The organism is Actinomyces sp. 565 (genome assembly GCF_010365615.1).
In the GTDB taxonomy this organism is placed as follows: domain Bacteria; phylum Actinomycetota; class Actinomycetes; order Actinomycetales; family Actinomycetaceae; genus Actinomyces.
Genome location: NZ_PIZD01000071.1, coordinates 1 through 19,556 on the forward strand (window position 1 = coordinate 1; position 19,556 = coordinate 19,556).

Consider the following 19,556-nt stretch of genomic DNA (forward strand, 5'->3'; position numbering starts at 1 on the left):
CAACCGTCCCAGAAGTCATGAGACTCAACCGTCCCAGAAGTGTGGAGACAGCACAGGCACCTACAGGTACGAACCGTCATGCGAAGTGCCGAAGCGTCGTAAGGGGACCGCGCCGTCACGCTGGGGCTGTGCCGCCGCGCGGGAAGCGCCGATGTGTCACCCCCGGGGTGCGCGAGCGAGTCCACCAGACGCCGCCCGGGAATACATGAGTTGGGGTCACCCCCGGGGGCGCACGGGTGAGCGGGCCCGGTTCGCGGCCCCTCGCAGCGGTGCGTGGCGCGCACGGCGCCGTGGGCGTGGTCCATACGTGGTTGCCTGTAGCTGGCTGACACCGGCGTAGCCCGCACGGCGCCGTGGGCGTGGCACTCGCCGGCTGTGACGTGCGCGCGCATGGGCACGTCTTTGCCTGCGGCGCCCGGGGCGCGGTAGCAGAATCACAGGCACCGCCGGAAGCGCCGGAACCGGTCGCTGGCCGGCGCCACCAACCGCCACCGCCCCGCTCCAGCAGCCGCATGGCCTCAACAACTCCAACGCCCCCTCCGCGCCGCCCACACGGCCGACCCTGCCGCCCCGCGCGCGACCCCGCCGAACCGAGCGCGACCACCACACCGCGGCCCGGCCCTCAATGCGCACCCGCAAACCTAAAGAGCCCAATTCGCAGGTCCGAAGAGACCGGACTCACGTGTGAGTTGTTGCGCGCAAGCGCAATTGGCCCGCCCGCCGCGGCGCGCTAACCCTAAGCTGGTACCAGGAGTGATCCGTGCTGTGAACCCCGTTCACGGCTCGTTCTGCCGCCTCAAGTCAGCGGCGCCGAGCGTGATCCCGTGAGTATGTACGTGAAGCCCGCGAATTCAGCCGTGTACTACGCGGCGGAAAGCCGGGCAGCTGTGGTGGGTGCGGCGCGGCAAGAGCGGAGGCCGCCCGGTCTCCCCCACACTCCGCGACCGGTTCCACACAGCGGAACCAGATACGGGAAAGCAAAGATGACATCTACCCCGACTGGGCCCTCTGCGCCCTTCGGCACCCCCGATGAGGCCCCCCTGGGCATCGACGACCTGTTCAGCGCGCAGATCGGCGGCGCGCCTGTAAGCACATCACCCTCTGACGTCTCCGCCGCACCGAGCCCGGCGAGCCCGGAGGGCGCTGCCTCGGACGAGCATGCGGACACCGTCGCCGCTCCTGCCGATGCCGACTCCGGCCCCGCCTTCGTTTCGCCCCCGTCGGCGGATTCCTTTGACACTCCGGCGTCCTCCGACTCCCCTGAGGATCCGGAGGGCCTCGAGGACGAGCACGAGGAGGACGACGTCGACCTGAACCTTCCGGAGAACGACCCCGAGTACCCCGAGACCGACTCGGACCCCGGGCAGGACGAGTATGACGACCTCGCCGCCGGTGATGCCCCGGAGGACGGGGCCGGCGCCGAAGACGCGGACGTCGAGGAAGATGACGACGCGGCACAGACGCGGGAGGATCAGGAGGATACGGAGGCCTCCGCGGAGGCTCCCGCAGAGGTAACCTTCGATGCTCTTGGGCTTCCGGCCGACCTGCTGAAGGCGGTAAAGGACATGGGCTTCGAGGTTCCGACCCCGATTCAGCGTGAGGCCATCCCCGTACTGCTGTCCGGACGCGACGTCGTGGGCATCGCCCAGACGGGAACAGGCAAGACCGCTGCCTTCGGACTGCCGCTGCTGGACGCCGTCGACGCCCGCGACGGCGCGGTGCAGGCCCTGGTGCTGGCGCCGACTCGTGAGTTGGCGCTGCAGAGCGCCGAGGCCATCACCGACATGGCGTCCCGCTCACGCGGACTCGACGTCGTCGCCGTATACGGCGGCGCCCCCTACGGGCCGCAGATCGGGGCGCTCAGGGACGGCGCCCAGGTGGTCGTGGGCACCCCCGGACGCATCATCGACCTGATCGAGAAGGGCGCTCTGAGCCTGGATGAGGTGAAGTACTTCGTCCTGGATGAGGCCGACGAGATGCTGCGCATGGGATTCGCCGAGGACGTGGAGACGATCGCCGCCACCATTCCGGCCGAGCGCCGCACCGCCCTGTTCTCCGCCACCATGCCGCCCGCCATTCAGGAGGTCGCCCGCCAGCACCTGGACAACCCGGTGCGTGTGGAGGTTGCCCGTCAGGCCTCCACCGTGGACACCGTCCACCAGACCTACGCGGTGGTGCCCTTCCGCCACAAGATCGGGGCGGCCGCGCGCGTGCTGGCGGTTACCGACGCTGAAGCCGCCCTGGTGTTCGTGCGCACCAAGTCCACCGCCGAGGACGTGGCCATCGAGCTTGCCGGCCGCGGCATTCAGGCGGCCGCGATCTCCGGCGACGTGCCTCAGCGCGAGCGCGAGCGGCTGGTCGAGCGGCTGCGCGCCGGCACCCTCGACGTACTGGTCGCCACCGACGTTGCCGCCCGCGGCCTGGACGTGGACCGCATCGGCCTGGTTGTCAACTTTGACGTGCCCCGCGAGGCGGAGGCCTACGTGCACCGCATCGGCCGCACCGGCCGCGCGGGTCGCCACGGCGAGGCCGTCACCTTCCTGACCCCGAAGGAGAAGGGCAAGCTCCGCCAGATCGAGCGCCTGACCGGCACCCGGCTGGAGGAGGTCACCCTCCCCTCCCCCGCCGACGTTTCGGCGCACCGCGCCGGCAAGCTGCTTGAGCGTGCCGCAGCCCGGTACGAGCGCGGGCGCCTGGAGATGTACACCGAGCTGGTAGCCGCCAAGAGCGAGGAGCTGGGGGTAGACGCCGACGAGCTCGCCGCCACTTTGCTGGCGCTGGCGGTCGGTGACGAGGGGCCGCGCCGACGCAGCGATGGCGAGCGGCCGCGGCGCGGCAACCGTGAGGAGCTCCTGGATGAGGACGGCTCCTTCGTGTCAGCGTCCTTCGAGGGCGGCCGCGACGACCGTCGCGGGCGCCGCGGAGACCGCATCGACGGCAAGCCGGGTGCCGGTCGCGGCGGGCGTCGACGTCATGAGGACGGCTCAGGCACCGTGTACCGCATTGAGGTCGGACACCGAGACCGGGTGCTGCCGGGGGCGATTGTCGGCGCCCTGGCCAATGAGGGCTCTATCTCCGGGTCGGATATCGGCAAGATCGACATCATGCAGTCCTTCTCCCTGGTGGAGATCCACACGCCGCTGAGCCAGGAGCAGCTGGAGAACATGCGCCACGCCACCTTCGCCGGCCGGGAGCTGCGTATTCGTGTGGACGAGGGGCCCGGGCACGGCTGGGATGGTCCGCGGGGTGGTCGCTCCGGTGGCGGGTACCGGGGCGGACGGAACAATGACCGCGGTTCCGGACGTTATGACCGCGGCGGCTTCAAGCGGCGCTACGACCGTGATGACCGCCGCAACGACAGGAATGACAGGAGCGGGCGCTGGGACAACCGCGGTTGGGACGGCCGCCGCAAGGGAGGCTTCCGCGGTAATCGCGACGGGCGGTGACGGTATCGGCCAGGAACCCGGCCGCAGAGAGGAGAGGGCATGATCCCCGCCGTGTATCTACTGGCCGTGGTGGTCTTCGGATTCACCGCCACCTTGCTGCGGCTACCGCCGCTGGTCGGGTTCTTGGCCGCCGGATTCGTGCTGGGATCATCGCCGCTGCCGAACCTGGGGTTCGTAGAGGTGCTGGGAGACCTCGGGGTTGCGGTCCTGCTGTTCACCATTGGGCTCAAGCTTGACCTGCGCGTACTGCGCCGCAGGGAGGTAGCGGGCACGGCACTCATCGTCATGGTGGTGCTGACCGTCCTCGGCACGGCGGTTGTGGCGGCGATGCTGGCGGCGGGCCTGCAGCTGGGCGCCGCTACACCCGCGGGCGTGGCGGCAGTCGGCTTCGCCCTGTCCTTCTCCTCGACGGTGGTGGTTGTCAAGCTACTCGAGGACCGCGATGATGCCGGCTCCCTGTACGGGCGTATCGCTATCGGTGTGCTCGTGCTGCAGGACATTGCTGCAGTCGCCTACATGACCGCCGTGTCAGGGCGTACGCCGAGCCCGTGGGCAGCCGCCCTGGTGCTGCTGTGGCCGGCATCCCGACTGTTCGGGAAAGTGCTCGACCGCATTGACCACCGGGAGATGCGTGCCCTGTTCGGCATGTCTATGGCGCTGCTTCCCGGCTACCTGCTGTTCGATCTGGTTGGCATCGACGGTGATCTGGGCGCCCTCATCATGGGCGCGCTACTGGCCTCGCACCCGGCCGCGAAGGAGCTGTCCGGCGCCCTGTTCACCATCAAGGAGATCCTGCTGGTGGGGTTCTTCCTCGCCATCGGGCTGGACGGTATCCCCGAGACCGCGTCCTTCGCCTTCGCGGGCGTGCTGCTACTCCTGCTGCCGGTGCGCTCGCTCGTGTACACCCTGGTGGTGCGTACGCTGGGCATGCGGCGCCGCACCTCGGTGCTCACCGGCCTGGCACTGACGGCATACAGCGAGTTCGCGCTGATAGTGGTGGGCACGGCCTCCGAGCACGGGTTGCTGGGCCGGGAGTGGCCCGCCGCGGTCTCCTTGGCGCTGGCGCTGTCCTTCGTGGTGTCTGCCACGGTCAACCACAAGCCAGTCGCACTGGTGCAGTGGATGTCCGCGCTCCTGCCCCACCGGCCGGTAGCTGCGCTGCACCCGGACGAGCAGCCCCTGCCGCTGGATGGCGTCAGCACGGTCGTGTTCGGCATGGGGCGCGCCGGACGCTCCACCTACACCCGGCTGTACGCCGACGGGCATAGCGGCGTGCTCGGTATCGACAATGACGCCACCAAGGTGGAGGAGCTGACGCGTCAGGGATTCAACGTCATTGAGGCCGACGCTACCGACCGGCAGTTCTGGGAGCGGCTGGGAGCCGTGCAGGTCTCCACGGTGGTGTTGGCCATGTCCTCGCCGGGTGCGAATGTGCACGTGCTGGAATGGCTGGACCGCACAAGGTTCGCCGGCCGGGTCCTGGCGATCGCCCGCTACGACGATGAGGCCGCCACCATGCGGGACGCGGGCGTCGACGTGGTTATCAACCTGTACGAGGGCGCCGGTGAGGCGCTTGCCCGTGCGGCTGAGTCACTGGGGACCGATGCGCCCGCATCAGCGGACGCCGACGGCTCCTGAGCCCGGGCTCAACGCGACGGCGGGCACAGAGTGTCCAGCAGGCCGCTCACCTCGGCGTAGCGGGCGAGCTCCTGCTCCAGGGGCGTCTCCACACTAGTGCTTACCACCTCGGCCACCGCCCGCTGCAGCCGTTCACGCGCACGCGCGCGACGACGGGCGGCGCCGACGCGCGCCAGGGCTGTTCCTGCCGCCGCCAGCGCCAGGCCTCCCAGCAAACCAGCCAGTAGCAGGATCGTCGGCCAGGGCACGTGTCCCCAGCGGGGCGGATCCACTGGCAGCAGCAGGTAGCGATCCATCAGGTACAGGACCGCCAGCCAGGCCCCACCGACCAGTGCCATCAGCGTGGTAAGCACCTGCGCGGCATTCGCCACCGCCCACCAGCGCGGAGAAGCCGCCTGCTCCAGGTCCGTGCGGGCCACGGCGGCGTCGAGCTGATCGTAGAGCTGCTTCGCGCCCTCACGCAGGCGCGCTGTGGCCTGTTCCCGCGCGGCATCCGGCAGCTGGCGGGTCCGCGAGGCGGCGTAGGCCTCGGTGGCTACGCGCATGGCCGCGTCGGCGGCCACGTCCGGCGCTGGCAATGAGGTGCGCGCAACCACCGGCGTGGGGCCGTCAGGCGCAGGTCGGTGCCCGCGGACGTCGGCCCCCAGGTGCATGGCGCGCAACGGATCACGGCGCAGCCGGGACACCCAGCGCGCAGGCAGCCAGCCGACGCGGCGGGCTGCCCCGAGCCGCATAGAGGCTCCGACGGCGTCGGCTATACGCTCCACGCCAATGGCGCGGCCGGCGGCCTGCACAACCGCCTCAAGGGAGGTATCCGCGGAAGGTCCGGGCGCGCCCACCCCCTCCCGGGGGAGTCGCTCCCGCACCAGCGCAGCCCAGGCCCTGGCGTCGGCGCACAGACGCGTGTGAGTCACGTCCTCGGCGTCGGCCACTGCACGGATGCGGGCACGCAGCTCCGGTACACCCTGCCCGGTGCGGGCACTGACCTGAATCACGTCCACACCCGCCATGCCCTCGGCGGCAAGCAGCCGGGTCAGGTCTTGCGTCGCCGCCTCACGGTCGCGGTCGCTGAGCCGGTCCACCTGGTTCAAGGCGACGACGGAAACGGCCGCGTGCTCCGCCATCGGCTCGATGAAGTCGTGATGAATCACGGCATCCGCGTACTTCTCCGGGTCCAGGACCCACACGAGGACGTCGACCAGGCCGGCGAGCCGCTCGGCTACGGCGCGATGCCGCGTGACATCGGAGTCGACATCGGGCAGGTCCAACAGGACGGTGCTTGGTCCGACCCCAACGGCTGACGGGCCCCAGGAGGGAGTCTCGGGTATCCGGACGCGCTCGTGGACTCCGAGCCAGTCCAGGAGCCTGCCGACGGCGCTGTCTACCGCGGGTGGCGGCGCGGTAGGCAGCGCGGCAATCGGCTGGGTCGACGTCGGCCGGGTAACCGCGACCGGCGCCAGCTCGGCCCCACAGATCGCGTTGAAGAGGCTGGACTTGCCTGAGCCCGTTGCCCCTAGCAGCGCAACCACTCCGACGCCCGGGGCGATGAGGCGGCGCTGGCCGGCCCGCTCCACCAGGGCGCGCCCGGTATCGATCAGGTCTGCTGGCACGAGGCCCTCACCGACCTCAACCAGGCGGGCAAGCACCCCCAGGGTGTCCGCGGTCGAGATGGGGTCCGGCATAGGTGGCAGGCGCCGGTGGCTCCGGTTCACGCTCCACCCCCGGTCAGATACTCCACTGCCACGGCGGCCTCCCGCATGCGCGCCTGCAGCTGCTCGGAAGGTGGAGACGGGTCTGGAAGGGCGCGCGTGAAGACTGACTGCTGCTCGTTGAGGAAGACCGCTACCCGCTCGTCGAGGGCCAGGCGCGAGCGCCTGGCGAGGTCACGCATTGCCTGGTCGCCGAACACCGCCTCCAGCACGCGCTGCGCTACCAGGGCGGTGCCGCCCGCAATGCCCACCTCCACCCCGGTAAGGCCACCGGTGTGGGCGAATACGACGACCATGAGCGCGACACCGATCCCGTTGACCCCAAGGGACAGCAGGCGGGCGGTCAGGTGCTTATCCGCCCCCTCGGCGCGTACCAGGTCCAGCACGTCGCCCTGCCAGTCGCGCACGAGCTGCTCGGCGCGCCGAGCCTGCTGCGTCGGCGGCGGCAGCGCGGACAGTGCGGCTGACAACGGGTACGGGGCGGACCCCGCACGCCTCCAGGCCCGCTCAGTCTCCAGGCGGGCCTGCTGCACCTGGCTGAGTAGTAGTGAGGCCAGGGAGGACTCGATGGCCTCCTCAACACGCTCGGCAGGTGCGGGACGCCCCAGCACCGCGGCGGTGACGCGGTCACGCAGGCGGCTGACCTGCGACTGCAGTCCCCGCAGGAGCTCGCCGGTGCCGATCAGTTCCTGCCACCGGGCCAGGACCTCACCGCGCAGCAGTGAGCCGTCCTGCGTGGCGGCGGTGATCCGGTCACGGGCCTCCGCGTGGCACGCTGCGGCTGTGTCCGCCAAGCGCGTGCGCTCAGTCTCCTGCGCCCGCACCGCCTCCAGGACGGTGGCGGCGTCCTGTAGGGCGCGGGCCAGCGCTCCGGTGAGGGTGCGCCGGGCTACTTGACGTCGCGCGGCGGCATCTGCCGCAAGCGTGCCGAGCCAGTGCCTGAGCGGTGCGACACTCGCGTCGGGCAGGAAACCGTCTGGATCCAGCGCGGTCTCCGGGATTACGAACACCGGCGAGGAGGACAGCCCGGCCGCCTGCAGGCGACGGCGCAAGTCCTCGCTGACGGCTTGAGCCGCCCCTTCGGGGACACGGTCCAGGACCACCGCGGTGACCACATCGCGGGCCGCTGCGGCATGCAGGTGCGCCCAGGCGACGGCGTCGGCGTAGCGGGAGGCTGTGGTGACGAAGATCCATAGGTCGGCGGCAGCCAGGAGCGTGGCAGCCAACTCCCGATTGTCGCTGACCACGGAGTCCACGTCAGGTGCGTCCAGGAGCGCCAGTCCCTGCGGAAGCGCGGAGCAGGACCGGATCTCAACCTCCCGGGGCGTGCGTGCACCCGCGGGCGTCGGGGGCGAGCCCTCGGTGACGCGCACGTGCGCCAGCGAGCCAAGCACCCGGTCGCCGTCGAACCAGGCGCCGTCACCGGTGGCGTGCAGCAGCAGGGGGCGCCGCGTTGTTGGCCGAACCGCCGAGGAGACGGCCACGTGCCGCCGCACGAGGGAGGACACGAGCACGGACTTGCCCGCCCCGGTTGAGCCTCCGACCACCGCAAGCAGAGGCGCGTCCATCGCGCTGACGCGGGGCAGCACGTAGTCGCCCAGCTGGTCGCCCACGATTCTGGCGGTGCGCTCGGCCGCGGCTGTATCCGGCAGCGCGTACGGCAGGGACAGCGCCGCCAGGTCCCCCTGGAGGCGGCGCAGGGCAGTCTCGGCGCCGGCACCGTCCACGTCACGCCCAGGCGCCTGCGCTGCTCCCGCGTCAGCGCTCATGGCTCAGCTCCGCTCCCCCACCCGGCCGGCGGCATCGTCGGCTGCGTGCAGCCTGGGAGCGAGGTCCGCCTGATCGGCGGGCCGCCAGGTGGCCGGCTCCGCCTGTACCTGCTCACCGGTGCGGATGTCCTTGACCGAGCCGAGCTCCCCGTCGGCGCCCGGGAACCACACGAAGGGAATACCGCGCTTGTCCGCGAAGCGGATCTGCTTGCCGTACTTCGCCGCCGTCGGGGACACATCCGCGGCAATGCCCCGGGCACGCAACTGGTCGGCGACGGCGTCGGAGGCAGACCGGTGCGCCTCATCGGTGACCGCGACCAGTACGGCCGTGGGCACGGCGCGCGTCACCTCCAGCATGCCGGCGCCAATTACGCGCGCGAGCAGGCGGGAGACGCCGATCGAGATGCCCACTCCGGGGAAGGTGCGCTTGCCGTCGGATGCCAGGGAGTCGTAGCGGCCGCCGGAGCACACCGAGCCCAGGTCCTCGTGGCCGGCCATGAAGGACTCGTAGACGGTGCCCGTGTAGTAGTCCAGCCCGCGGGCGATCTTGAGGTCGGCGACGATGGCGCCGGGGCGGCGGTGCGCGGCGGAGCGCAGCAGCTCGGCCAGCTCGTCCAAGCCCTGGACCAGCAACTCGCTGGGGTCGGCGCCGTTGAGCGCGGCCAGGACATCTGCGCGCAGCTGCTCGGCGTCAGCGCCGGTGATCCGCGCCAGCCTCAGGGCCGCGTCCGCCTGCTCCTCCGTGATGCCGACGCCGTCAACCAGCTCGGTGGCCACCCGGCCGGCCCCGATCTTGTCTAGCTTGTCGACCACGCGCAGCACCTCCGCCAGCTTCTCCTCGCCGACGCCGACCGACTGGTAGAAGCCCTGGGCGACCTTCCGATTGGACACGTGGATGGTGACGGCCGGGATCGGCAGTGCGGAGAGAGCCTCGTGCATGACCAGTGGCATCTCCACGTCGTGGAACAGCGGCAGGCTGCCATCACCGACCACGTCGATATCCGCCTGGACGAACTCGCGGAAGCGGCCCTCCTGCGGGCGCTCGCCGCGCCAGACCTTCTGGATCTGGTAGCGCTTGAACGGGAAGTGCAGGGTGCCCGCATTGTCCAGCACGTAGCGGGCGAAGGGGACGGTCAGGTCGAAGTGGAGGCCGAGCTGCTTGCTCGGGTCCGTCTCCTCCGCCTCGCCGGGATCAGCCTGCAAGCGTGAGAGCAGGTAGACCTCCTTACTGGTCTCACCCTTGCGAGTCAGCTCTGACAGCGGCTCGACGGCCCGGGTCTCGATCCCGCTGAATCCGTGCAGTTCGAAGGTACGGCGCAGGGTGTCGAGGAACTGCTGCTCGACGATGCGGGCGGCGGGAAGCCACTCGGGGAAGCCTGAGAGAGACGATTGCGCCTGTCGGACCTGTGCTGGAGCCATGGGCCGCATTGTGTCATGCCGTCTTGCCGAACCATGACACCGCCGGCAACAACCGACGCCAGGCGCACGCGTACATGCTCTGTTGCCTCGTTGCCTCTGTTGCGAACTTTTGCACCCTGGTGTGCGGCATATAGGCGTTCACCAGGGTGCAAACGGTCGTAGTAGAGGCGAGTGCCGGCGCTCACGCGCCGGTCTCGCCGTGTCTTGCGCCGTGCCCGCCCCGACCGGCGCTCACGCGCCGGTCTCGCCGTGTCTTGCGCCGTGCCCGCCCCGACCGGCGCTCACGCGCCGGTCTCGCCGCCGCGCACCTTGGCCTCGGCCAGGTAGGGGTTGGCATGGTGCTCGTGAGCCATGGTGGTGGCTGCACCATGCCCGGGCAGCAGCACTGTGTCGGGATCTACGGCGCTGGCCAGCAGCCGCAGCGTCGCCCACATCTGGTACTGGTCCCCGCCGGGCAGATCTGTGCGGCCCACACTGCCCTTGAAGATCACATCCCCGTCCAGCGCCACTAGGTAGTCACGTTCGTCAGCGTCGGCGGGATCATCCAGCGCCTCCGCCTCGAACAGCAACTGGTTATCGCCAAGCCTGGCGTTTAGGAAGAACAGCGTGGAGCCCTCCGAGTGCCCGGGTGCCGGCACTGCCCGGACGGCCACACCAGGAACCAACTCAACCGCGTGGACAAAGCCGTCCTGCGGGAAGGGACGCACATCCGCCGGGCGCAGCCAGGCGCTGCCGGCGAGGTCCGCGAAGGTCTTACCGTCAACCGTGATTCCAGTAGTGGCGGCGGGGTCGTCGAGGCGGTAATGATCCGGCTGGGGAATGTATACCGGCACGCTGGTGGGGTCCGCCGTGCCGCCCGGCCCGGCATCCACGCGTCCCTCGGTCACTGCGGCGTCGATCAGGCGCTGAGCGTCCCAGACGTGGTCGGCATGCCCGTGGGTAAGCAGGATGGCCCCCAACCGCAGGTGATTCGAGCGCATCAGCGCCATCGCGCCGCGGGCGGCTCCAGCACCCGGATCCACCACCAGCGCCGGGGCTCCCGGCTCAGCGGCCAGGACGTAACAGTTGGACCCGAAAACGGCTGCGAGGGTGCGCTCAATGAGCATGGCTGCCATCGTAGCGGAACTGTAGGAGTGGCTTACGCCACCGCATTGTCCGCTACGGGGTGATTCGCGAACAACCACTGCGGTTCCCCGTCACCCGGCCGACGGGTAGGCTCGGCACCAACTGCCGCCCTCCGGCGGCGTGTCGTCGTCCGGCCGTGTGCCGGACGTGAACGGAACGGAGCGGAACCTCCCGCCCCAACCCCGTCAGATCCGTGAAGGAGCGCAATGACCGAGCAGACACAGCCCCAGGCCGAGTCCACCACACCCGAGGTGGAACCCGCGGCCGCCGCCGGGCAGGCTGCTACCCCAAGTACGCCTGCGGCACCCGCTGCCGACGAGCAGGCCACCACCACCGACGCCCCCCAGCCCGTACAGTCGTCCGCCGCGCCGGAGCCCGCCGAGCCGTCATCGCAGGACACTGCCGCGACTGAGCCTCAGGAAGAGACGGCGCCGCAGCAGACGCAGCACGATGCGTCCTCTTCGCAAGCGGACTCGCCTGCGTCGGTCGACGCCGCGCCGACGGCTGAGCCACAGCCTGCAGCCGATGACAAGCCTGCAGACAGCCAGCAGGCCAACGAGCAGCCCGCACCGGCCGAGCCGGAGATCGACCCGGAGGCCGCCATGGACGCTGCCAAGTGGGGCCGGGTGGACGGCGAGGGCCGCGTCTACGTGCAGGACGGCGGCACCGAGCGTGAAGTCGGCCAGTTCCCCGGCGTCCCGATCGCCGAGGCCATGGCCTACTACGTGCGCCGCTACCTGGACCTGAGCTCCAACGTGGACCTGTTCGCGGCCCGGTTGCCGCACCTGTCGGTACGGGAGATCGACTCCACCATCAAGAATCTGGAGGAGTCCCTCAAGGAGCCCACCGCCGTCGGCGACCTGGAGGCTCTGCGCGCTCGGTTCGCGGCCCTGAAGTCGGTGGCCGTGGAGCGTCGCCAGGCGGTCGCCGCGGAGCGCGCAGCCGCTAAGGAGCAGGCGCTGAAGGACCGCACCGCAATCGTGGAACGTGCCGAGGCCGTCGCCGCCCAGGACCCGGCCCGCACCCAGTGGAAGTCCTCCGGTGCGCAGCTGCGCACCCTGCTGGAGCAGTGGAAGGAGGCGCAGCGCCGGGGCCCGCGCCTGGACCGCTCGTCAGAGGACGCCCTGTGGAAGCGGTTCAGCCACGCCCGCACCACCTTCGACCGCCACCGCCGCCAGTACTTCAGCGAACTGGACGCCAAGCAGGCCAAGGTGAAGGCCGCCAAGGAGGCGCTGATCAAGCGCGCAGAGGAGCTGTCCAACTCCACGGACTGGGCCGGAACGTCGGCCCGCTACCGCGAGCTCATGAACGAGTGGAAGAAGGCCGGCCGCGCCTCCCGCAAGGAGGACGACGCCCTGTGGGAGCGTTTCCACGCCGCCCAGCAGGTCTTCTACGACGCCCGCCGGGCCAAGGACGAGGCTACCGACGCCGAGTACGCCGACAACCTGAAGGTCAAGGAGGAGCTGGCCGCCAAGGCTGAGGCGCTGCTCCCGATTAAGGACCCCAAGGCCGCCCGCAAGGCGCTGCGGCCCATCCAGGAGGCATGGGACGAGGCGGGCCGCGTGCCCCGCAACGCGGTGCGTCGGCTGGAGTCGCGCATGCGCGCCGTCGAGGATGCTCTGCGCCGGGCGGAGCAGGCCGAGTGGCGCCGCACGGATCCGGAGACTCAGGCTCGTGCCCAGGGGCTGGCCAGCCAGCTGGAGGACTCCATTGCTGGGCTCGAGGCCGATCTGGCCGCAGCCAGGCAGTCCGGTGATGCCAAGGCGCAGGCGCAGGCCGAGGCGGCACTGACTGCACGGCGGGCCTGGCTCGACCAGGTACGCCGCACAACCCGCGCCTGATCCGCCCGGCACCTCCGGCCACAACGACGGCGGGCCTCCTCCTCCCGGTGAGGATGGGGCCCGCCGTCGTGCTATGCGGCGCGCATCGCGGGGGGGGGCTGCGGTTCGGTGCTGGCTACTGGGCAGTCGGCGCCAGGTTGCGCCAGGCGCGGCGGTGTAGCAGCACGCCTGCGGCGACCGATACGTTCAGCGACTCCACCGCCGGGTTCATCGGGATGCTCACCGCCGCCTGCGCCAGTGCCCGGGCCTGCGGCGTCAGCCCGGTAGTCTCGGCCCCCAGGATCAGGGCGAGCCTGCCCTCCCAGGCCGAGAGCCGGTCTAGCGAGCCCGTCGCCCCGGCGTCCACTGCGGCCACATGCCCGCCGGCGCGGGTGAAGTCGGCGATCAGTGCCTGCACCTGCGGCCAGTCCATCAGCGCCACCGGCACCGAGAAGACGTAGCCCCGGCTGGCGCGGATCAGGCGCCGGTCCGCGATGGAGGCCAGCCCGGAACCCACCAGCACGATCCCGGCGGCGCCAAAGGCGTAGGCACTGCGGGCGATCGCCCCGATATTGCCAACGATCCGCACGCCGTCAAGAATCAGCAGGTCGCCGTCGGCCTCAAGCAGCTGCTCGGGCTCCACCGGTGCAGGCACGCGGGCCACGCCGAATATCTCCGGGCGCTTGTCGGACCGGAATAGCTCAGTCGCCAGGCCGGCGGCCATGACGGTGACAGGAACCCGCCTACGGCCGCACTCGGCCACAAGCTCCCGGGGCGGGCGCACTGAGTCCAGGACATACACCTCGGAGAACCTCAGCCCTGCCCGCATAGCATTTAGTAGCGGCTCCAGGTCCTCCACCAGCACGGATTTACTGGGACGCCCCGCAACCTTCGCCAGGTCAGCAATCCGCTGCGCGGCCGGCGCCGACCTGTCGGTGAGGGCCCTTTCTCCGGGGTTGTCCCCGTAACCGTCCTCGGCGGTCTTCCCGGCCATCTCAAGTCCTCTCCTTGCGGGTCACTCGGTGCGCGGCGAGTCTAGCCGGTCAGAGCTGCGTGATCGTGATTGCGCCGGATCCTCCTCCCGGACCGTCCAGACCATGAATTGACCCCGGGTCATCATCGGCGCCACGGTTGAGTTGCGCGTTCACCTCCCCTACTGGCTCTTCCGGTTTGAGGGTGGTGGTTGTGCCCGAGTGAGGTGTCTGGTGCGTCGGCTGGGCGTTAACAACGCTACTTAACGTGCTGCTGTATGCCTGCGGGCCCTTCAGCAGGCCGTTAACGGGCGTTGTTAACCCCGAAGTGGCGTAGCAGACGGTACCGCTGCCGGGTATCGGGACGCGGTCCCCAAGTCCGCCGCGGCGAACCGCAGGCTCACCCGCACCATCAATTAGCCCGCACCCCGCCGAGATCACAGCCAAACACGCGGATACGACAGCCCCGCTACCTCGAACCTGCGGCCTGGCATACCGCCAAGAGCAACCTAACCTGGCTGACTAATCCCGGCTGATCGCAATGACACCGTCTTTGCCTACATCACCGTCCCCTCGACCTGGGGCGCCGGCTCCGGCCCATCCCACACGAGCCTCCCTGTGTGATGTCATGGTTGTTTGGTTGGTCTTGTGTTGAGGGTTTGGATTTCGGCTACGGGGATGGTGGTGGTTGTGGTGGTGGTGAGGGGGTTGAGGGTGCCGGCTTGTCCGGTGGTTGAGGTCCAGGTGGCGGTGTAGGAGATGCTGGCGTCCAGTGGGGTGACGGAGTCTTGCAGGTGGGCGGAGCTGCGGGTGAACATGATCATGCAGTTGGTGCCCAGGTGGTCGTTGCTCTGGGTCCAGGGGATGCCGAATCCGGTGCAGTCGACCTCGCTGTCGGGGGCTGATAGGTCGAGCCTGGTGGAGGCGGCGGTCACGGTCACGCTGGTGGAGCCGGCGGTGGCCTGGATCTGCACTCGGCGGGGGGTGTTGTTGGTGGTCCAGATCCAGGTGGCGAAGCCGACCACGGTTGCCTGCCTGCTGCCGACCTTGGGGTTGTAGTCGATGGTGGGGGCGGGGATGCTGGCGCCTTCCCAGACGGTGGTGGCCAGGGTGGCGGGGTCGATGTGCGGGGCCGGCGGGGAGTCATCGGTGGCGACCCAGATGACTGTGGGATTGTTGCTATTGAACTCGTGCTGTGCCTTCACGAAGCTCTGGGAGTCGGGAAACACCGAGGGATTACAGTAGGAGCGCCACCACTTGCCGCTGGTGTCCTCGGCGTGGTCCTCCCAGTCAGAGTACAAAGGCTTCAACCCCGGGGCGTCTTCGGGGGCGCTGCGGAAGCTCTCGGGCTCCTGGCGGTAGATCGCTGCGATCTCGGGGCCGGTGTAGGTCGGCTTGTACCCGCATGAGGGCGGGACCTGCACAACCTGGGCGGAGGAAGTCACTGTCTGGCTGGCGGGTGTGCTACCGGGGGAGGTGTAGGCCACGGTCACCGAAGCCTCAATCGACCCACCACCATCACCAGACGACGACACACCAGCAGACGGCGAGCCGGCCCGAGAGCCCTGGTTTATAGCCACCTGCTGCGCGTATGAGTTGCCGTTGATTAGGAGGGCTGACGCCAGGGCGAGGACGGCGGCGAGCAGGGCATGGATCGTCCGGGAACGCATCGACCATCACTCCGCAGTGCACTTGTCGTTGGAGACTGTGGTTTCGGCGGTGGTGAGCCAGTTTCCGTCCGGGCCTGGGACCATGATCACGTGGTACTCCGCGTAGCCTTGGTAATCGGGCCCGGTGATGTCGTTGCCGTCGGCATCGGTGACAGTGACTTGCGTACGGTCACTGCAGGAGTTGAGTTCTGCGTAGGTGCCGTCTTCGGCGACGGAAACCTCGGTGATTGTCACTCGCAGGGGCGGGTGCAGGCGCAGGCCGTTCAGGGCGCGAGCGTCCTGCTCAATCGTGACCAGCGCGTCGCCTGTTGCGACGGCGGGGAGGTTTTCGATGCCTTGGCCGGTGGACCAGATGCGCCAGGTGACCTGGTCGTAGGCGACATAATCGACCAGTGCCTTGATCTGGGCCTCGGTGAGGTCCTTGGGGATGGAGACCATGTGATAGCCCAGCTCCTGATCAGACAGCGACTCCGCTGTCACCACGCCAGCCGCCTCAGCAGAAGCAGCAGCCGACGCGGACGCCGACGCGGCGGCCGCGGACTCCGACGCCTCCGCAGACGCCGCAGCCCCCGGATCATAGGTAGGAACACTCAGAGGACCGTCATCTGAGGCGGACGAGCACGCCACCAGAGGCGCACAGGCCAGCAACAGTGCCAGCAGGACAGCCGCCGGGCGATGCCGACCGGGACGCGATACACGGGTTGAAGGTTGCATGCTGAATGGTTCTCCTTATGGTTCGGCGCGGCGACAGGAATCAGTCGTCGGTGCTGGTGGCCGCATCCTCGGCCTCAGACGTAGGGGAGGGAACTACCACGCGTGTGCTGGTTGTGGAGGCCAGCTCGGGGATGCTCGCCAGGGCAGGCTCAAGAACGGCGTGGAACCTGTCCACCTGCTCATCCAGGTTCTCTCGGGGACCCCAGTAGGTCAGGCGTGCCAAGAGTGTCTGGTTGTCGCCGTACCGCCAGGCCACATAGATCTCAACACCATCGGGCCACACCCAGCCCTCACCCTCCACACCCTCAAAAGCCACATCCCGGGCGGTATCAGGGTACGAGGCAGGAACCTCGTCAAATATAACCGGCCCATCGCTGGTATAAAGCTTTATACTGATGCCGTAGCGGATCTCAATCAGTCCGAAGGGATCGCGATCAGAGTCCATATCGCAGCGGTAGCTGTAACCGGTCTCCCCGGTTTCCACGTTCGTTGTGGGGCTGGTGCTGTAGCTGTACCAGTAGGTGTTGAAACCTAGGCTCTCCTGGAGGTCCTGGTTGGGGAAGACACCACAGATAGTCTCATCCGCCAGCGGCGTATCCGGCGGCGGTGTGGGCTCACCCGAACCATTAATGAGCCCACACCCTGCCGAAGTCACGACCAAGCATGAGGCCACGACAACAGCCCAAGCACGTCTGCCTGGAATCCGCAATTCGGCACGCCTCCGAATGGCATGACCTGGCTGTCTAGTCTCTCTTGATCGCGGCCTCACCATTCGTGCCTCCCTTCTCCGCCACAGACCAGGACCACCCACCATCGACACCAGCCTCCACACGTCATCCCTACGGCTCCGTACTTGGCCTAGTGTTGATGGCCTGGATCTCCGCCACCGGGATGCTGGTGGTCGCCGACGTGGTGTGGGTGTCCATGGTTCCGGTGGCCCCGTCGCTGGCGGTATAGCTGATCGCATAGGACACCTTCACGTCCACCGGCGTCACAGAGTCCTTGAAGTGCGCGCTGGAGCGGTTGAAGACGATCTTGCAGTCCGTACCCCTAGAGTCATTGTCCTCACTCCACGGGACCCCGAACCCCGTGCACTTGGCAGTCCCGTCCCTGGGCTGCAAAGTCAGCATCGAAGCCGTCGCAGTGATCGTAGCCGTAGTCGCCCCCGCCGTAGCCGACACCTGCACCTCCCTGGGGGTGTCACCGGTGGCCCACACCCAGGTATCCCAACCCACGATGGTGGCCTGCATGTCCCCGTATGTCGGGTTGTAAGCGATTGTGGCTGTGGGGATGGTTACTGCGTCCCACGCCGCCCGCGCCAACGTCTCACCATCTATCTCGGGCTCCGGGGGCACCTGCCCTGCAGGAACGTACACGGGGCCGTTTGAGCGAAAGTGTCCGGCGAGCTTCAAGTACTCCGCAAAATCGTCACCGTTGTAGTACTCCCAATCGCACCACGGCATATACCAGTAACCCTCACTGTCGTCCGCATACGACTCATAGTCCGGATATTGATCCCTCAGGTACGGCATGACATAACCCCAGTTGCCGTACACGGAATATTCTTTCTCCGCCTGCCTGGAGTCGATCCACTCCGCTACCTCCGCACCCGTCCGGTCCGGCTCATACCAGCACACCGGATGCACCGTAGTAGTCACCGACTGCGACCACGACACCACCCCACCACCAGAACCAGCCGACCCATCCGCCGCAGCCGACGTGGAGGTTGCCGTGACCGTCATCGTCACTGAACCATCAGAAGCCGACGTCACCGAACCAGAACCAGAATCCCAGTTGTGATTCTCATGCGCCCAGGCAAAGGATTCGACGCCCGTCACACCTGCGAACGACAGCAATAGAGCAAGTACAACTACCACTATTCGCTTGACCATACTCATCGGTCACACCGTACACTTATTAGTCGAACGCAAAGACTCTCCTGATTCCTTCCAGACTCCATCCTCGTAAGTCATAGTGACAAGAATTTCGTAACGACCTTGAAGAGTCTCTGGATTGCTGACATCATTGCCGGCCGCATCATAGTCAACTAGATCCGACTGATCGTCACACACCAATACCTGCGCCTGATATTGGTCCACGGCGAACACCCCAATTACGGATGTCTTAACCGTTCCGTCCGTGTGCCCATCACCAGCCGCTTCCAGATTGTTCCTTAGGTTCTGGTAGGTTTCTGTGGCCATTAGGGGTTCGGCGTTTTCTACATCGGAGCGGGTGAACCAGATGTTCCAGGTGACCTGGTCGTAGTGGATGAAGGCCTTGAGCACCTCGGTCTGCAGCTCATCCAGGTCCTCAGGTATGGAGGTCACCACGTAACGGTCAGTCGACAGCGACTCCGCTGTCACCACGCCAGCGGCCTCAGCGGAAGCAGCGGCCGACGCGGACGCCGAGGCGGCGGCCGCGGACTCCGACGCCTCCGCAGACGCCGCAGCCTCCGGATCATAGGTAGGAATACTCAAGGGATTGTCATCGGAATCAGACGAGCACGCCACCAGAGGCGCACAGGCCAGCAACACCGCCAGCAGGCCAACTACTAGCCGGTGCCGACAGGGGCGGGACAGGTGTGTTGATAGTTGCATGCTAGACAGCTCTCCTTTGCAGCGCGGGGTGTAGGGGTTGGTTAGTCGTCTGGGTCGGTGGCTTCGCTCTCGGCTTCGGGCGTGGGCGAGGGAACTACGACGCGTGTGCTGGTTGTGGAGGCCAGTTCGGGGATCTGGGCCAGGGCGGGTGCGAGGGTGGTGTGGAAGTTGCTGGCCTGCTGGTCAAGGTTCTCTGGTGGGCCCCAGTAGTTCAGTCGGGCCAGGAGCACCTGGGTGTCGTTGTATCGCCAGGCCACGTAGATCTCTACGCTGTCGGTCCATGCCCAGCCCTCGCCCTCCAGACCCTCGAAAGTCACCTCCTGGGCGGTGTCGGGGAACTCGACAGGAATATCATCGAACTCCACCAGCTCGTAACCGGTATCAAGAGGTGTGCTGATGCCGTAGTCGATGTTGAGCAACCCGAAGGGGTCACTGTCGGACTCCATGTTGCAGCTGTAGTGGTAACCTGACTCGCCGGTTTCCACATTCGACGTGGAGCCGGTGCTGTAGCTGTACCAGTAGGTGTCGAATCCGAGGGTGTTCTGGAGGTCCTGGTTGGGGAAGACACCACAGATCGTCGCATCCGCCAGCGGCGTATCCGGAGACGGCGTGGGCTCACCCGAACCACTAAAGACACCACACGCAGCCAAAGAAACGACTAGACACACTGCCGCGGCG

The 19,556-nt window shown here is 68.1% G+C and carries 14 protein-coding genes; 3 read left to right on the plus strand and 11 right to left on the minus strand.

Features of this window, described 5'->3' with window-relative positions; translation table 11 throughout:
• Nucleotides 1–983 precede the first annotated feature (983 nt).
• Together GZ997_RS11585 and GZ997_RS11590 are read left to right on the plus strand one after the other, a co-directional pair.
• Nucleotides 984–3,446 carry a DEAD/DEAH box helicase gene (locus GZ997_RS11585; RefSeq protein ID WP_162679998.1) on the plus strand — a complete coding sequence of 821 codons (2,463 nt, stop codon included), beginning with the start codon at nt 984–986 and terminating at the stop codon, nt 3,444–3,446.
• A 39-nt stretch (nt 3,447–3,485) separates the two neighbouring features.
• Nucleotides 3,486–5,084, plus strand: coding sequence for a cation:proton antiporter family protein (locus GZ997_RS11590; RefSeq protein WP_162679999.1), 1,599 nt, complete (start codon nt 3,486–3,488; stop codon nt 5,082–5,084).
• An 8-nt stretch (nt 5,085–5,092) separates the two neighbouring features.
• On the opposite strand, the gene GZ997_RS11595 is transcribed toward GZ997_RS11590, so the two are convergent.
• From GZ997_RS11595 to GZ997_RS11610, 4 genes are all read right to left on the minus strand, one after another.
• Entirely contained in the window at nt 5,093–6,766 is a 1,674-nt protein-coding gene (locus GZ997_RS11595; RefSeq protein WP_162680000.1) for a GTPase, read from the minus strand.
• Nucleotides 6,767–6,792: 26 nt separating this feature from the next.
• Nucleotides 6,793–8,562 carry a dynamin family protein gene (locus GZ997_RS11600; RefSeq protein ID WP_162680001.1) on the minus strand — a complete coding sequence of 590 codons (1,770 nt, stop codon included), beginning with the start codon at nt 8,560–8,562 and terminating at the stop codon, nt 6,793–6,795.
• A 3-nt stretch (nt 8,563–8,565) separates the two neighbouring features.
• On the minus strand, nt 8,566–9,990 hold the full coding sequence (hisS, locus tag GZ997_RS11605) for a histidine--tRNA ligase (RefSeq protein WP_162680002.1): 1,425 nt from the start codon (nt 9,988–9,990) through the stop codon (nt 8,566–8,568).
• 272 nt (nt 9,991–10,262) lie between these two features.
• Nucleotides 10,263–11,087 (minus strand): MBL fold metallo-hydrolase, encoded by an 825-nt coding sequence (locus GZ997_RS11610; RefSeq protein WP_161924082.1) that lies wholly within the window; start codon nt 11,085–11,087, stop codon nt 10,263–10,265.
• A 225-nt stretch (nt 11,088–11,312) separates the two neighbouring features.
• Between GZ997_RS11610 and GZ997_RS11615 the strand changes: the two genes are divergently transcribed.
• Nucleotides 11,313–12,947 (plus strand): DUF349 domain-containing protein, encoded by a 1,635-nt coding sequence (locus GZ997_RS11615; protein WP_162680003.1) that lies wholly within the window; start codon nt 11,313–11,315, stop codon nt 12,945–12,947.
• A 115-nt stretch (nt 12,948–13,062) separates the two neighbouring features.
• Here the strand turns inward: GZ997_RS11615 and GZ997_RS11620 are convergent, their stop codons facing one another.
• From GZ997_RS11620 to GZ997_RS11650, 7 genes are all read right to left on the minus strand, one after another.
• On the minus strand, nt 13,063–13,920 hold the full coding sequence (locus GZ997_RS11620; RefSeq protein WP_161924084.1) for a TrmH family RNA methyltransferase: 858 nt from the start codon (nt 13,918–13,920) through the stop codon (nt 13,063–13,065).
• A 603-nt stretch (nt 13,921–14,523) separates the two neighbouring features.
• Nucleotides 14,524–15,567: a hypothetical protein gene (locus GZ997_RS11625; protein ID WP_162680004.1), complete on the minus strand. Its 1,044-nt coding sequence runs from the start codon at nt 15,565–15,567 to the stop codon at nt 14,524–14,526.
• Nucleotides 15,568–15,573: 6 nt separating this feature from the next.
• Nucleotides 15,574–16,050 (minus strand): hypothetical protein, encoded by a 477-nt coding sequence (locus GZ997_RS11630; protein ID WP_162680005.1) that lies wholly within the window; start codon nt 16,048–16,050, stop codon nt 15,574–15,576.
• A gap of 271 nt (nt 16,051–16,321) precedes the next feature.
• Nucleotides 16,322–16,936, minus strand: coding sequence for a hypothetical protein (locus GZ997_RS11635; protein WP_161924086.1), 615 nt, complete (start codon nt 16,934–16,936; stop codon nt 16,322–16,324).
• Between the two features lie 184 nt (nt 16,937–17,120).
• On the minus strand, nt 17,121–18,179 hold the full coding sequence (locus tag GZ997_RS12875; protein ID WP_238994441.1) for a hypothetical protein: 1,059 nt from the start codon (nt 18,177–18,179) through the stop codon (nt 17,121–17,123).
• 3 nt (nt 18,180–18,182) lie between these two features.
• Nucleotides 18,183–18,878, minus strand: a complete 696-nt coding sequence (locus tag GZ997_RS11645) for a hypothetical protein (RefSeq protein ID WP_162680006.1) — start codon at nt 18,876–18,878, stop codon at nt 18,183–18,185.
• Between the two features lie 41 nt (nt 18,879–18,919).
• Nucleotides 18,920–19,528 carry a hypothetical protein gene (locus tag GZ997_RS11650; protein ID WP_162680007.1) on the minus strand — a complete coding sequence of 203 codons (609 nt, stop codon included), beginning with the start codon at nt 19,526–19,528 and terminating at the stop codon, nt 18,920–18,922.
• Between the last annotated feature and the right edge of the window lie 28 nt (nt 19,529–19,556).

Coding starts and splice junctions, on each gene's coding strand:
- GZ997_RS11585 (WP_162679998.1), top strand. CDS start 984: ATGACATCTACCCCGACTGGGCCCTCTGCGCCCTTCGGCACCCCCGAT.
- GZ997_RS11590 (WP_162679999.1), top strand. CDS start 3,486: ATGATCCCCGCCGTGTATCTACTGGCCGTGGTGGTCTTCGGATTCACC.
- GZ997_RS11595 (WP_162680000.1), bottom strand. CDS start 6,766: ATGCCGGACCCCATCTCGACCGCGGACACCCTGGGGGTGCTTGCCCGC.
- GZ997_RS11600 (WP_162680001.1), bottom strand. CDS start 8,562: ATGAGCGCTGACGCGGGAGCAGCGCAGGCGCCTGGGCGTGACGTGGAC.
- hisS (WP_162680002.1), bottom strand. CDS start 9,990: ATGCGGCCCATGGCTCCAGCACAGGTCCGACAGGCGCAATCGTCTCTC.
- GZ997_RS11610 (WP_161924082.1), bottom strand. CDS start 11,087: ATGCTCATTGAGCGCACCCTCGCAGCCGTTTTCGGGTCCAACTGTTAC.
- GZ997_RS11615 (WP_162680003.1), top strand. CDS start 11,313: ATGACCGAGCAGACACAGCCCCAGGCCGAGTCCACCACACCCGAGGTG.
- GZ997_RS11620 (WP_161924084.1), bottom strand. CDS start 13,920: ATGGCCGGGAAGACCGCCGAGGACGGTTACGGGGACAACCCCGGAGAA.
- GZ997_RS11625 (WP_162680004.1), bottom strand. CDS start 15,567: ATGCGTTCCCGGACGATCCATGCCCTGCTCGCCGCCGTCCTCGCCCTG.
- GZ997_RS12875 (WP_238994441.1), bottom strand. CDS start 18,179: ATGAGTATGGTCAAGCGAATAGTGGTAGTTGTACTTGCTCTATTGCTG.
- GZ997_RS11645 (WP_162680006.1), bottom strand. CDS start 18,878: ATGCAACTATCAACACACCTGTCCCGCCCCTGTCGGCACCGGCTAGTA.